This window comes from Corynebacterium sp. ACRPS (assembly GCF_022346005.1).
Taxonomy (GTDB): domain Bacteria; phylum Actinomycetota; class Actinomycetes; order Mycobacteriales; family Mycobacteriaceae; genus Corynebacterium.
The window spans coordinates 142,034-156,064 of sequence record NZ_JAKRMY010000001.1 but is presented as its reverse complement, the minus strand read 5'-3'; the positions used below and the strand labels follow the sequence as shown (position 1 = coordinate 156,064).

Here is a 14,031-nt window from a genome sequence, read left to right as displayed (position 1 = left end):
TTTTGTATGGTGTATGGCGAAAGCATGTTCTAGTAAATCTCTCGAAAGAAAGTCCATGAATGCGCCATATTATGCCAATACTAATCCGGAAAATTCTACCTCCCGTGCAGCTACAGAGATTAGGAAAGCGGAATACCAGTTCTGGGAGAGGCTTCACCCTGACCCGGATGATGATATCGAAGTTATTAGCCAATCCCTGTCTGACTTAACTGGGGCGCGTCAGTCCCGAATTAGAAATATTATCTTCGCCTTCGAGCGATTAAAGGAGCTGCCGCGGCTGCGCGCCCGGCAAGAACAGCATTTCCATTTAGATTTAGACCGCCTGATTACGATTGACCAAACCCTAGCCAAGCTCGGCGCCATTGATGCGGAGAAGAAGTTTACTATCGATGACGCCCTGACCAACTACTTGACCCCAACCCGCCCCAATCAAAAGCTGCCCTCGCACCGCAATCTCCGCCGCAAGTTACGCGAGCTCATCGTGCGCCTCGATCCCTCAATTGCCGCGCGGGATCCGCGCCGCAAGCAAGCCTATAGCGTTGAACCTACAGGCGGGGAGTGGGCTGCGGTTTGTCTGGACGTCGGGTTAGAAACCGCGGAGATAATCGACCGCAATATTCGGGATATCGCTACGGACAAGGACCTCACGATGGCTGAGGCCGCAGTGGAGCTGCTGACCGGAAAGGCGCAACCAAAGGCCAAGGTCGTGTTGAATATGTATCGCTGCGACCTGCCGGATGCACCCGCGTTTGTACAAAACTTAGGCTGGGTATCCCCGGAGACCGCGGATGACCTAGAGGCTCGGGCGACAACGACAAGGGACATGGAGAAGGCCGGTCAGGCGGAGAGCCCGAATTATGTGACTCCGCCAGATATCCGGGCGTTTGTAGAGGGCTTGGATGGCACGTGCCGGTGGCCAGGCTGTACGCGGCCGGCGGTGGCGTCCCAGATGGACCATCGGCACGACTTTGCAGATGGTGGGCCGACCTCGGCGGCAAACCTCACTTGCCTGTGCCAGCACCATCACAATATAAAGACCGATGGGAGGGCGTTTTATATCAAGGACCCGATAAGTGGGGACATCGTCTGGCTTTTCGATGACTCTACGTGGGTCTACGACTCCGCGAGCGGACCGTTGGCGCCGAAGAACCGCAGGTGGGCGCAGACGGTGGCGCAGGCCACGCAGAAGCGGCGGGAGAATGCGCATGCAGGTGCGCAGCAACTAAAAGAAGAGCTTAGGGAGGAGTCCACGCATGAAAAAGGGGACAGCGATGACACTGTCCCCGAAAAGTAAATGGCTTCCTAGAGGTACATCAGGATAAGGCAGATGATCCACAGGAGGTTGAAGACGCCGCCGAAAGCGGACAGCGACTTCTTAATGGAGCCCAGGTTGGCGGTATCGCCGGACTCTAGGGCTGCCTGCGCCGTGCGCTGCTTAGGAAGGATGAGGAAGAAGAGCAGGCACCACGCGATGATGGCCACAAGGATGGCGATGTGGAAGTTGACCTGGCTCTTAAAGGTTTCGATATCAGACAGGAACACAGCAAGACCAAGGACCGGCACGAGGGCGGAAATGTAGCCGTAAGTATTGGTGATGTTGTGCAGGTTGCGGGCGGCTCCGAGGGCCGTCTTATCGCCCTGCGCTGCGCCCTGCAGCTGAGTCTGGTAGATGGAGGTGGAAATGCACACGGGGCCAAGTAGGACGATGGCCGCTGCCACGTGCAGGAAGATGAACAAAGTAGTCATGGAGGATGCCCTTCAGTTAAGAAAAGTTGCCTTGTTCACCCTAATCAATTTCCCTGCTAGAAATCGAACCGACATTGCCTTCTCATTGCACGGACGTCCGCGCGGGACAAGGGCAGCTCGTACTTCCGCGCGATCTCTGCGAGGCGCCGCGAGTAATCGCAGCGGTTGGCAGGCGGCAACCATTCGGAAGGAAGGGAATCGGACTTTTCTTGATTGAGCTTCCGGCTGGTGGCCACCAAGTTGAGAGGATCGTTGGCAAAACGCCTCTTGGTGTCTTGGTCCCATTCTGCGGCACCCATGTCAAAGGCGGCAGAAAGAGGGAAGATGTGGTCGACCTCAATGGGGGAGGTGGCTGAAATCGTCTCGCCCGCGTAGGGGTCATAGATCGTGCCGGATTGTGGCCGGCAGTCAGCGAAGGCCTCGCTGGCTTGGTTCTCCATGATGGCCTCCCGCGTAGTGCATGCGCCGTTGGGCTGCCAGCCGCCGAACTCGTCGCGGTCGTAGCCTTGCAATTCCGTGCGAGCTGGCACGGTGGAGACATCAAAACGCGGAAAAGGCCACGCATACCATGCGATAACGAGAGCGGTTATGCATGATAGCGCGGCCAGGTAATAGGACTTCATGTCCTATTGGACTCCGCGAGGTGCGGGAAGGTTCCTACTTGTTATCGGAAACCTTTTCTGCTGCTTCCTCGAAGTCCAGGGAGTCGTCCTTTTCAACGAGCTTGGCAAGCTTCTCGGCTTCCTCGAACTCGTCCAAGACCTCCTGGTCTGGCTGCTTGGTAGCCAAGGTGACCAGAACGGTGACGATGAGTGCGGAGAAGAAGCCCGGAACCATCTCGTAGAGGGAATCGCCGAGCGGGGACATGCCCCAGCCGATGGCGACGACTGCACCGGTGACCATACCGGCGATTGCACCGGTTGCGTTGAGGCGCTTCCAGTACAGAGCCAGGATGACCAGCGGACCGAATGCGGAACCGAAACCAGCCCATGCGAAGCCGACCAGGCCAAGAATGGAGTCGGACGGGTTGATAGCCAGGAGTGCGGCGATAACCGCGATGACCACAACGGCGGTACGGGACAGGTTAATCAGGATGCGCTCGTCAGGCTTGCGCTTTGCGATGATGAGGTAGAGGTCCTCAATCAGGGAAGAGGAAACCACGAGCATCTGGGAGGACATGGTGGACATGATCGCTGCCAAGACTGCGGTCAAGATGAAACCAGCAGGCAATGGGTGCATCATGGCCTGAGCCATATCCAAGAAGATGGTCTCGAAGTTCTCTTGGTCAGTAATGGTTTCACCGAACTGGGTGAAGTACACAGTACCGGTCAGCGCAACGAAGATAGCGCCGATGACGGAAAGGCCCATCCAGGTGATGCCGTAGAAACGGCCCTGCTTGGCGTCAGAAGGCTTACGCAGCGCCATGAAGCGCACGATGATGTGCGGCTGACCAAAGTAGCCAAGACCCCAAGCGGCGTTACCAACGATAACACCAGCGGAAACGCCAGCGAAGAGAGAGAAGTAGTTATCGTTTGGCTCTAGTGCGCCGTCGGTAGCGTAGTTGTTTTCGGTAGCGAAGGAGAAGATCGCGCCGGCATCGTCAAGAGCGAAAAGCGCCATGATTGGCACGATCAGCAGGGCGACGAACATGAGCATGCCCTGCATAGCATCGGTGTAGGACACTGCCAAGAAGCCACCGATGAAGGTGTAGAAAATGGTCACTGCGGCGATGACCAACATACCGGTGATGTAGTCGCCACCGAAGGTGGACTCGAAGTAACGACCACCGGAGACCATGCCGGAAGAGACGTAGAAGGTAAAGAAGAAGATAATGATAACTGCGGAGATAATACGCAGCAGGCGCGACTTATCGCGCAGACGGTTCTCGAAGAAGGAGGGGACCGTAATGGAATCGCCCGCAACCTCCGAGTACGCGCGCAGACGCGGCGCAATCCACTTCCAGTTTGCCCATGCACCGATAAGGAGGCCGATAGGCATCCACAGCTCGGAAAAACCGGAAAGGAAGAGCGCGCCAGGCAGACCCATGAGCAGCCAGCCGGACATATCAGATGCACCGGCGGAGAGAGCAGCTACGAATGGGTGCAGGCCACGGCCGCCCAAAACATAATCGTCGTATTCGTCGGTTTGTTTGTAGCTCCAGTAGCCAATGGCTGCCATTACGAGGAAATAGACAATCATCGCAATGACGTACCAAGTTGATTCTTGCACGTTTCACTCCTTGTAGTGATTTGTCGGACATTCTTACGTTAACGGTGACTTAAGGTTCAACCAAGCTAAAATCCAGCTGTGGCATAGATCTCTGGTGATATTTTTCACCGTTTAACTGCGTAAAGACGTGAATATAACGAGCTTGTAACAAAACTTTGCCGGGCTGCTATGCTGGCGGCTATGGCTTCTTACCTTGTGCATGGCCTTTGGCTGCCGGTCTCGGGGCTTGGTCTATGGATTGAGCAGGTAGAAGGGCACAAGATTGTTATGCCTTCGGCCGTGCCAGAAGGGACGTTTCCGCAGGCTATTGATGCCATCTTGGCTAAGAAATCATTCCGGAACCGGGCGCGAGTATCACTACGGACGCCAAAGGGTAAGGACGTCTCGCTCATGGTGCCCATGGCCATGTTTGCCCCGGAAGAAGCGGTAGAAGCCCTAGCCCAGCTGGAATACCTGGATCATCATCCACCGGCATCAATTGCGCCGGATCTGCACTGGCTCATTCACGCATATAGCGGCCTGAGCAAGTTTGTCCGCGCGGGCAGGGTGACGTTCCGGCTGGCCTACCAGGCCAACGAGTGGTTCCCCATGTGGCAGTTGGCCTCAGGTTTGGGCGAGCGCGGTTGGCTCGCAGAGATGATGGCCGCGGCACCCGGGATTCTCCATATAAATAATAGAGCCCTTTCAGATGACCTAGCGGATGAACTGACGCATTGGATTGCCAACCGGGAATTGCAGCCGCTGCTCAATGAACCCCGGTCAATGCCGTGGCACGACTTCGCCCGTGCACTACTGACGACGTCGCCCATTCGCCGCGGCCGCGCGCAACTACTGCGCGCGCTCAATGAATGGAAAAATTCCATTTACCAGGTGGAACTCCAACTCGTCTACATCGTGGAGGAGCCTGAAGAACAGGACCCCGAGGATGCAGCGTGGCCGATTCGGGTGCGGGTGCGCTCGGGAACGGATTCGCCGCGGCCGGTGTTGGCGGAGGAGCTGGATCGGGCGAGCATCGAGAAGCTGCGCGAAAACCACCGCAAGGCCCTGCACGCGGCGCCGAGCCTGGGCCAGAGCACGCAAATGCCCCAGCCAGGCGACGGCGATTGGGACGTCTACCTGGACACGGAACAGCTCACGCAGTTTATTGCGCACGAGGTACCCGAGCTGAAGAGGCGGGGCATTACCGTCATGCTGCCCAAATCGTGGGCGCAGATGGATACGAAGGCCAAGCTAGAAACCCGCGAGGCACGGGATCCGGCAGAGGCCGCGACAAAGAAGCACATCGGTATGAACCAGCTGGTGGACTATAACTGGCGCATGTCCGTGGGCGATGTGGAACTTACCGAATCCGAGATGAATGAGCTGGTCAATTCCAAGTCCGGGCTCATTCAGCTGCGCGGCAAGTGGGTCATGGCCGATACCCAGGTCGTGTCCAAGGTTTCTTTTTATATGGAGGAGCTGGCGGATAAGTCCCGCGAGCGCGCCAAGAAGGAGCTCGAGCAGCTGGCGGCCTCGGCGGAGATGGCCAAGAAGCTAGGTGAGCCGGGCTGGCAGCAGCTCATGGCAGAGGTCGAGCGTCGCCGAGCAGAGTTCAACGAGAAGAGCGAGCACCAGGTCACGGTGGCGGAGCTGCGGGAGCTGGCGCTCGAGTCGATGGCTCAGGAGCCCATCGAATTTACTGGCAGCACGTGGCATACCGCGTTGCTCGGCGGCATGGATACGGTTGCGCCGAAGCGCGTGGACATTCCGGAGGCCGTCCACGCGGAGCTGCGCGAGTATCAGCGCACTGGCGTGGACTGGCTGTATTGGATGTCGCGCAATGATATTGGTGCCGTGCTTGCCGATGACATGGGGCTCGGCAAAACACTCCAACTACTGTCCCTTTTGGCGGTGGAGAAGGAACGCGGTGAACAGACCGGGCCTACCTTGGTCGTCGCACCCACCTCCGTGGTGGGCAACTGGGCTCGCGAGGCCCGTCGCTTCGTGCCGGATTTCGAGGTCATGGTGCAACACGGCGCGGGACGGCCGAGCGGGGAGAAGTTCCTCGAGGCCGCAGGAAAAGCAGATCTCGTCATTACTACCTATGGCACCGTGAGCCGGGATTTCAACCTCTTGGGTGAGGTGTCCTGGCAGCGGGTGGTCCTTGATGAAGCGCAGGCCATTAAGAACTCGGCCACGCGTTCCTCCAAGGCGGTGCGATCGCTGCCGTCTGAACACCGCGTGGCGCTGACCGGTACGCCGGTAGAAAACCGCCTGTCCGAGATGCGGTCCATCTTGGACTTTTGCAACCCAGGCATTTTGGGCACGGCGTCCTTTTTCCGCAATCATTTTGCCAAGGCCATCGAGCGCAATAATGATGAGGAGATGTCCGAGCGCCTGCGCGCGCTGACCGCACCTCTTATCCTGCGCCGCGTCAAGACCGATCCCAATATCATCGATGACCTGCCGGAAAAGTCCGAGCAGATTCTTACGGTATCCATGACTACAGAGCAGGCGGCTTTGTATAAGGCGCTGGTCAATGAGGTGAAGAAGAGCTTGGAGGATGCTACGGGCATCAGCAAGCGCGGGATCGTCTTGGCCTCCCTGACGCGCATTAAGCAGATCTGCAATCACCCGGCGCATTATTTGGGAGACGATTCGCCGGTGGTTATCAAGGGCAAGCACCGCTCGGGCAAGGTGAAGGAGCTGATGCGGATTGTCGATGCCGCCACCGAATCCGGCGAGCGCCTGCTGATCTTTACCCAGTACAAGGCCTTCGGTGATATCTTGCAGCCCTACCTGAGCGGGCAACTGGGCCACGAGATTCCCTTCCTGCACGGCGGGGTGACCAAGAATAAGCGCGACCAGATGGTGGAGGACTTCCAGGCCGATGATGGCCCACAGGCGATGATCCTTTCGCTCAAGGCAGGCGGCACGGGCCTGAACCTAACCGCGGCGTCCATCGTGGTGCACATGGACCGCTGGTGGAACCCCGCGGTGGAAAACCAGGCCACGGACCGCGCCTTTCGCATTGGTCAGCGCCGCAACGTGCAGGTGTATAAGATGATTACGGCTGGCACGTTGGAAGAATCCATCCAAGACATCTTGGATGGCAAGACGCAGCTGGCTGGCGCCGTCGTCGGCGAAGGCGAGGGCTGGCTCACGGAACTGGAGCCGGACCAGCTGGCAGAGCTCATGAGTTACCGGGGAAAGGAGTAAGCGGATGGCCGTTAAGGGCGATGACAATGTCATCTACGCGAACTTTGGTACCCGCAAGCGCGTGAGTACCCCGGACGAGGTCAACCATGTCGACCGCAGCGGGCGGCTGCTGTCCAAGACCGCCGCCCGGATTTCGTCCTTTACCAACTATGATGCGGACCGGGGGCGGATTAGCCGCGGGCGCCAGTACGCCGAAGGCGGTCACGTCGTTGGTTTGGAGATCCGCAATGGTGCCATCCATGGGCGCGTGGCTGGTTCCCAAAACGAGCCTTTTTCCATACTCATTCAGCTGCCGTACCGCGATAATGACGATATTGCGGCACTCGCCGGCCAATTCGCGCGCACCCCTAATTCCGTAGCGAATGCGCGCAAGGGCCTGTTATCTGAGGAAGCGCTGGATACGCTTTTTGCCAGCGAGGCCGAAGAACTGCGTCTATCCTGCACGTGCCCGGATTCCGCCTATACCTGCAAGCACATTGTGGCGGTGGGAGATAGGCTCGCCACCCGCGCGGATGCGGATCCAGCCGTGATTTTCAATATGCGCGGGCTGGATTTTGCGCGTTTGGAAAAGGCCGTCATGGAGCAATCGCAGCAGATCTCCCGTGAAAGCTTTGGCGCCAGCGATTTATCCGCGGAAGAAAAGAACGACGTGTTCTGGAATGGCCGCGAGATGCCTAAGCTGCCGCACCCCAAGGTGGCCCCAGCATTGGAAGATTCCGATCCTGACCTCTTGCGCAAGGCCCTTCGAGCCGTATCGCATACCAATATTGATCTCTTGCGCGCCGTGTCCGATATTGAAGACCTCTACTACCACTTAACGCACTGATTATGACTGCAACGACCTTTATCCACACGTCCGACTTCCAGCTGGGAATGACCCGCTGGTTCTTAAAGGGGGAGGCGCAAGGTCGTTTCAACGATGACCGCGAGTCCGCCATCATGCACCTAGGCCAGCTCGCGGAGGAGGTTGGCGCGCAGTTCATCGTCGTTGCGGGCGATGTATTTGAACACAATGCGCTCTCCCGGGAAATCTTGGCGCGTGCCACCGAGATGTTTAAGCGCTTGCCCGTGCCTGTATATGTGCTGCCGGGAAACCACGATCCGCTGGTCGCGGACTCGGTATTTTATCGTACCAGCGCAGATAATGTGCACGTCATCGCGGATTCAGAGCCCATCGAGGTGGGCAAGGGCGTGGAATTGGTGGGCGCGCCGTACCTGTCTAAGCGCGCCAACCACGATTTGGTGCGCCAGGCGTTGGAGCCGCTTGAACCCACGGAAGGAATCCGAATTGCCGTGGGCCATGGCCAGGTGGATTCGCGCTCTAGCGGGGGAGATGCCGATACCATCGACCTGGAATTCGTAGAGCAGTGCTTGGAGCGCGGGGTGATCGATTACTTGGCGCTGGGCGATACCCACTCGACGGCCAGCCTGGGAAAGACCGGCCGCGTCTGGTTCTCTGGCAGCCCGGAGACTACGGACTTTAAGGAATGCTCCACCGGTGGCGGCGAGGCCGATTCCGGGAATGCGCTGGTGGTAAGGATTGAGGGGGAGGACATAGACATCGATAAGCGCAGCATCGGGCGCTGGACTTTTGAAGCCCTCGATGCCTCCGTCAATTCCACCGAGGACGTCGAGCGCTTCCTGCGCAGCCTGGAGGAGTACCCGGATAAGGTGCGCACGGCGATTAAATACAGCCTGCAGGGGACCCTCGGTATTGCGGCGCACGCCCGGCTGCAGCGCGGGCTGGATGAGTTGGAGGCGGTCTTCGCCTCGCTGCGCCCGCGCGAGCGGACCATGTACCTGTTCTTGGAACCGAGCGAAGACGAACTAGCCAACCTGGATATTTCCGGCTATGCCGCCGACGCCCTGCAGGAGCTGCTGGATAACCGCGAGGATCCGGTGGCCCGCGACGCCGCCAACCTGCTATTTCGCCTGGAAGGATAAACCACATGCGCATCCACAGCTTAGAGATTAAAAATGTTCGCGGCATCGAGCACCTGGTTTTAGATGACCTTCCAGAAACCGGGGTGGTGGTCATCCACGGCGAGAACGAGGCCGGTAAGTCCACCATCGTGGAGGCCCTCGATGTGGTGCTGACGGAAAAACACACATGGACGAAAGCTACAAAGGACTTGCAGCCGGTAGGCAAGGACGTTTCACCGGAGGTCATCGCGGATATATCAGTGGGGGAGTACCGCTTTCGCATTGCCAAGCGCTGGCTGAAGAAGAAGTACAGTGAATTGGCCATCTCGTCCCCGCGCCACGCGCAGTATACCGGCCGCCAGGCCGATGATGAGCTGGATCAGATCTTAAGCGAGAACCTGGACCGCCAGCTTCTCGATGTCCTCTTTATGCGCCAGGATGACTCCAATGACGCCATCTCCGCAGCGGGCATTCCCACGTTGACGCAGGCCCTCGAGCAGGAGTCCGGCTTGGCTGAAGACGAGGTATCCGGCGACGACTCCCAACTTTTGGGCAAGGTAGATAGGGAATATAAGCGCTACTACGGAGCAAGGTGGGGCAAACCGGCTGGCGAATACAAGAAGGCCCAGGAGACCTTGGAGCGTGCCGAGCAAGAGCTGGAGGAAGCAACCGCTGCGGTGCGCGGGCTCGATTCCGTGGTGGAGCGCTACGAGCACCTGGAACACCAGCAAGAAGAGGCGGAAGCGCAGCTTCCCGCTGCCCGCAAGGATCTCGCAGAGAAACAGTCCGCCGCGGACGAGGCCGTGAAGGCCCAGCACCAGGTGGATGCACACAAGGCCGAGCTCACCCGCGCCAAGGAGGATTTCCAACGCGCGAAGGATGCGCAAACCCAGCGCCGGGAGATGGCAGAGGCGCTCGAGGCCGCTGGCACGGCGCAGGCGAGCGCCTCGGATAAGCTCGCGGCCGCCCGCGAGAAGGCCGCAGAGGAAAACGAGAAGAAAGAAGCGGTGGAAAAGAAACTGTCCACCGCGAAGGAGGACTACGCCACCGCGCGCGCAACGCTCAAACAGGCGCGGGCGTATCAGGACAAGGAGACCTTTAAGCGCCTGGATAAACGCCTGCTCAAGGTAGAAGAATTGGTACGTGGCGTGGAGAAGGCCCAAACGGAGATAGCCCAGCGCGGGCGCGAGATGACCGCCGCGGATGTCGAGGAACTCCGCAAGGCGGATGCCGATCTGTCGCTGGCCAAGCGCCTGCACGATGCCACCGCCGCTAAGGTGGAATTTTCCGGGCCTGAGGGCGCGGAGATTGGGGTGGATGGGACGCAGGTGGACATCGGCAAGCAGCCCGCAATTGAGCTTGTCGATGGCCGCGAGATCACCATCGGCGATATCACCGCCCGCTTCGTGGCTGGCGCGTACTCTTCCGATAAGACCCAGCGCGAGGTGGATCAGGCCGAGGCGCGTTTGCAGGAGCTTTTCGATGCCACCGGCGTGGAATCCATCGCCGCCGCAGAGAACCTGCACGAGGCGCACAGCGAGCAGAATGCCGCCTTGGATGTGGCAACGCGCAAGCTCGAAAGCGAGTTGGGGCCGGATGATTTAGGTGAACTGCGCGCCCAACACGCGGCGCTCAAGGAGAAGGTCGCCGGCCTCGATGATGCCCCTGCCAAGGATTTATCCGCTGCGGAGGAGGCGGAGGAAGAGGCGCGCGAGCTTGTCGATGCCCTCGACCGCGAGCTTATTCCCTTCCGCGATAGCCGCATCGCCCACGACGTGGTGCGCTTAGAAGCCGAGCTTGAGGCCGCCAACGAGAAGGCCGAGCGCGCCGAGCGCGAGCTGGCCGAAGCGCGGGAGAAAACTTCCGATGCCGGCTTGGCAGAAGAAGCGGAGCGGTTGGGTGCGCTGGTGACCCGGCTGCAGGAACAGCTATCTGAGATGGAGGCCGTGGACCTGGCCACCGCTCAGAGCTTGGTGGAGGGTGCGCAATCGCACCTAGAGTACCTGCAGAACCAGGTGCAAGATACCAAGGTGGAGCTGGGCAAGCTGTCGAGTGAAATTAATTATCACTCCGGCGCGGCAGAGCGCGAGCAGCAGGCGCAAGCGGAAGCAGAAATGGCGCAGGCGGTGCTAGAAAGCGTGGAAAAGCGCGCGCTGGCGGCACGCTACCTGCGCGAGTTGCTGCTCAAGCACCGCGATGCCGCGCGCCAGCGCTATGCCGAGCCCTTCGTGGCGGCGCTCGCCCAGCTGGCCCGCACTATTTACGGCGGGGATATCAGCTTTGAATTGGCGGACGATCTCTCTGTTACCGCGCGCACCCGCGATAATGAAACGGTGGCCATGACCAGCCTGTCTGGCGGCGCGCGCGAGCAGCTGGCCATCCTTACCCGCTTTGCCATCGCGCGCTTGGTGGCGGGGGAGGAAACCGTGCCGGTCATCGTCGATGATGCGCTAGGCTCCACCGACGCCCACCGCCTGCAACTCATGTCCACCTTGTTCTCACAGGTGGGCCGCGAGAACCAGGTTTTGGTCTTTACCTGCATGCCGCAGCGCTATTCGCGGGTGCTCGGGCGCAGCGAGCGCGACATCGCCATGCTGAAGGGGGTAATCTAGTCCTTATGTCTGAACAAACCCGCTGGTTAAACGATGATGAACAGGAGCTATGGCGCCTATTATTGGCTGCGACCCGCAAGATAGATAGGGGCATGGACGAGACCCTTAAGGCGGGCGGGGAGATTTCCGTCTCGGAATTCGCGGTCTTGGCATCCCTTTCGGAAGCCCCAGATCAGCACCTGCGCCTGCGCGACCTGTGCACGGAACTGGCCTGGGATCGCTCGCGCGCCTCCCACCAGGTCACGCGCATGGAAAAGCGCGGGCTCTTGGTCAAGGAAAAGACCACCGATGATGGCCGCGGGGTCAACGTGCACATCACGGAGGCTGGGCTCCACCACCTCGAGCGCGCGGCCCCCGAGCACGTGGAATCCGTCCGGCGGTTGGTCTTCGACCACCTCCACGAGGATGACGTTCCCGCGCTCAAGCGCTTTTTCCATGGGGTATTGCAGGTCAATAATATCCCCGGCTATTCGGGATTCGTCCCGGATTCTTTATTGAATGGAGGAAAATAATACCGCCATGATGGGCCAAGAACTTTTCGAGTACCCGAAAAAGCAGCATAAAACGTATGGCTTGACGGCCTTGGGTGAGCTGGGCCAGCGTATTGGCGATCCAGAGGCTTTTGCTGAGGACCGTGCCGATGCCGATCAGCTTGCTGCGATGGAGGAAGCCCTGGAAACCTATCCCGATTCCGCGGTGACCTTTGATGAGGATGCCAATGCCTGGATCGTGGGCGCGGAAGAGGATATCGAGAAAATGTTCGCGGACCGCGAGGCATTCCTCGAGGCTTTATTAAATGATGAAGATCCGGGGATCTAATGCCACCGCGGAGACCATAAACTGTTAAGATACTTTTAGTTAATCTTCGGTGAAGTGAGAGGTTTTATCATTATGAACGAGCGCGAGGCTCAAGAACAACGCGAGGCAGCGGCCCGCCAGCAATCCGAGGGCTGGGTTTCCGTTTTTGTCCAGTGGATTCCCTGCATGCTGCTGTCCGTAGTGCTGCTCGGCGCCATGTTCTTTGGCATGTACTACATCGAGCACGGCACCCTGGATATCACCCAGCCGATCACCAACGAATTCATCGTTGAGTAATTCGGCGCAATAGAAAAATCCGGCCTCCCTTGGAAAGTGGGAGGCCGGATTTATTTTTATTTCTTGAGCACCTGGCGCCAGGTCATCTTCTTGCCGTTATTCAAGATGGCACGGCGGTAGATGCGCGCGACAACGATGAGGATCAGCGCGGTAACTACAGCGAGGACCGCATAGCTTCCCGCCAAGCCTAGCCAGCTCATATTGCCGCCAGCAACTTGGAGGGGAGCGACCAACATGGAGACCGGCGGCACCCAGCCCATGACCTGCATCCAGGTGGCATCCAAGTTGGTCCAGCCAAACATGGGGACATACATGGTGGCAAAGACGATGAGCAGGATGGGCATCTGCGTCGATTGCAGATCCTCGGTGCGCTGCACCATGGAGCCGGCTGCGGCATAGAGGCTGCCGAAGAATAAGAGACCGAGGATTTCCCCGACGAGCAGGGCAGCGATTAGACCATAGTCGAGCTGGATTTCGCTTGCTGCGCCAGTAAATGCCAGGGAAGCCACGCCGCCGGCCAAGATGAGGAAGGTGCCGAGCAGCCCGATGATGGTATTGCCAATGACCTTGCCTGCCAAGAAATCCACCGGGCGCACCGTGGAAAGGATTATTTCGACCACGCGCGAAGACTTCTCTTCGGTAACGCGGCCGCCGATGAGCCCTGCGAAGGTCATGATGGAAAAGACCACCACGATGGCGGCGATAAGGACGATGGCAACATTGCCCATCTGTTCTTCGGAGGCCTCATCTGTTTCCAGATCTACCGCGGTCACCTTGGTCGATGGGGTGGCGTCGGCAAGGTCTTGGGCATCAATATTCAGCGTATCTAGTGCCTCTGCCTGCGCCTGCGCCGCGACCACTTGATTGACCGTGGTGGAGATCGTGGTGGAGACGGTGCCGTTGGCCAAAAGCTCCCACCCCTCGTCGTCGGCGGGCACGAGGGCGGCGTCGACGTCGCCGTCATCGATAAGCTGCACCGCGCTATCCCGGTCATCTGCGGCCTGCGTCTCCAGTCCGGAATCAGCGAATGCGTCTGCCTCCAGGCCCACCACGGCGACGGAATCTGGTTCATCGTCACCACCGGACAGCAAGTCAATGATGATAGGGGTGGCGATGGCACCAATGATAAGCAGCAGCATCATGATGACAACGGATTTGGTCTTAAGGGCAACCGCCATCTCGCGCTTGGCGACGGTCCCTATGGTCTTCATTGCCGAATACTGCATGG

At 58.9% G+C, this 14,031-nt stretch carries 12 protein-coding genes; 8 read left to right on the top strand and 4 right to left on the bottom strand.

Translation table 11 applies throughout. The annotated features are described in order from the left end of the window. Nucleotides 1-55 precede the first annotated feature (55 nt). Nucleotides 56-1,294: an HNH endonuclease signature motif containing protein gene (locus MHX65_RS00725; RefSeq protein WP_239267828.1), complete on the top strand. Its 1,239-nt coding sequence runs from the start codon at nucleotides 56-58 to the stop codon at nucleotides 1,292-1,294. Between the two features lie 8 nt (nucleotides 1,295-1,302). Here the strand turns inward: MHX65_RS00725 and MHX65_RS00720 are convergent, their stop codons facing one another. The 3 genes from MHX65_RS00720 to putP are packed head-to-tail and all read right to left on the bottom strand — an operon-like array spanning nucleotide 1,303 to nucleotide 3,975. Further along, complete coding sequence (locus MHX65_RS00720; protein ID WP_005282326.1) at nucleotides 1,303-1,746, bottom strand: hypothetical protein; 444 nt, start codon at nucleotides 1,744-1,746, stop codon at nucleotides 1,303-1,305. A gap of 56 nt (nucleotides 1,747-1,802) precedes the next feature. Beyond that, complete coding sequence (locus MHX65_RS00715) at nucleotides 1,803-2,369, bottom strand: HNH endonuclease family protein (RefSeq protein ID WP_255716798.1); 567 nt, start codon at nucleotides 2,367-2,369, stop codon at nucleotides 1,803-1,805. Between the two features lie 34 nt (nucleotides 2,370-2,403). Then, nucleotides 2,404-3,975, bottom strand: coding sequence for a sodium/proline symporter PutP (putP, locus tag MHX65_RS00710; protein ID WP_239267824.1), 1,572 nt, complete (start codon nucleotides 3,973-3,975; stop codon nucleotides 2,404-2,406). A 168-nt stretch (nucleotides 3,976-4,143) separates the two neighbouring features. Here putP and MHX65_RS00705 point away from each other — a divergent pair, with 168 nt between their 5' ends. From MHX65_RS00705 to MHX65_RS00675, 7 genes are all read left to right on the top strand, one after another. Next, the gene (locus MHX65_RS00705) at nucleotides 4,144-7,173 is read left to right on the top strand and encodes a DEAD/DEAH box helicase (RefSeq protein WP_239267822.1); all 3,030 of its coding nucleotides are present in this window, start codon (nucleotides 4,144-4,146) and stop codon (nucleotides 7,171-7,173) included. A 4-nt stretch (nucleotides 7,174-7,177) separates the two neighbouring features. After that, entirely contained in the window at nucleotides 7,178-7,999 is an 822-nt protein-coding gene (locus MHX65_RS00700) for an SWIM zinc finger family protein (protein ID WP_239267820.1), read from the top strand. Nucleotides 8,000-8,001: 2 nt separating this feature from the next. After that, nucleotides 8,002-9,117, top strand: a complete 1,116-nt coding sequence (locus tag MHX65_RS00695; protein ID WP_239267818.1) for a metallophosphoesterase family protein — start codon at nucleotides 8,002-8,004, stop codon at nucleotides 9,115-9,117. A gap of 5 nt (nucleotides 9,118-9,122) precedes the next feature. Next, on the top strand, nucleotides 9,123-11,708 hold the full coding sequence (locus MHX65_RS00690; protein WP_239267816.1) for an AAA family ATPase: 2,586 nt from the start codon (nucleotides 9,123-9,125) through the stop codon (nucleotides 11,706-11,708). 5 nt (nucleotides 11,709-11,713) lie between these two features. Continuing rightward, nucleotides 11,714-12,220, top strand: coding sequence for a MarR family winged helix-turn-helix transcriptional regulator (locus MHX65_RS00685; RefSeq protein WP_239267814.1), 507 nt, complete (start codon nucleotides 11,714-11,716; stop codon nucleotides 12,218-12,220). Then, nucleotides 12,207-12,527 carry a molecular chaperone GrpE gene (locus tag MHX65_RS00680; protein WP_239267812.1) on the top strand — a complete coding sequence of 107 codons (321 nt, stop codon included), beginning with the start codon at nucleotides 12,207-12,209 and terminating at the stop codon, nucleotides 12,525-12,527. The genes MHX65_RS00685 and MHX65_RS00680 overlap by 14 nt, the downstream gene beginning before the upstream one ends. 72 nt (nucleotides 12,528-12,599) lie before the next feature. Further along, a complete protein-coding gene (locus tag MHX65_RS00675; protein WP_023017763.1) occupies nucleotides 12,600-12,803 on the top strand; it encodes a hypothetical protein in 204 nt (67 codons plus the stop codon). A gap of 56 nt (nucleotides 12,804-12,859) precedes the next feature. On the opposite strand, the gene MHX65_RS00670 is transcribed toward MHX65_RS00675, so the two are convergent. Continuing rightward, complete coding sequence (locus tag MHX65_RS00670; RefSeq protein ID WP_239267810.1) at nucleotides 12,860-14,029, bottom strand: ABC transporter permease; 1,170 nt, start codon at nucleotides 14,027-14,029, stop codon at nucleotides 12,860-12,862. Nucleotides 14,030-14,031: the final 2 nt, after the last annotated feature.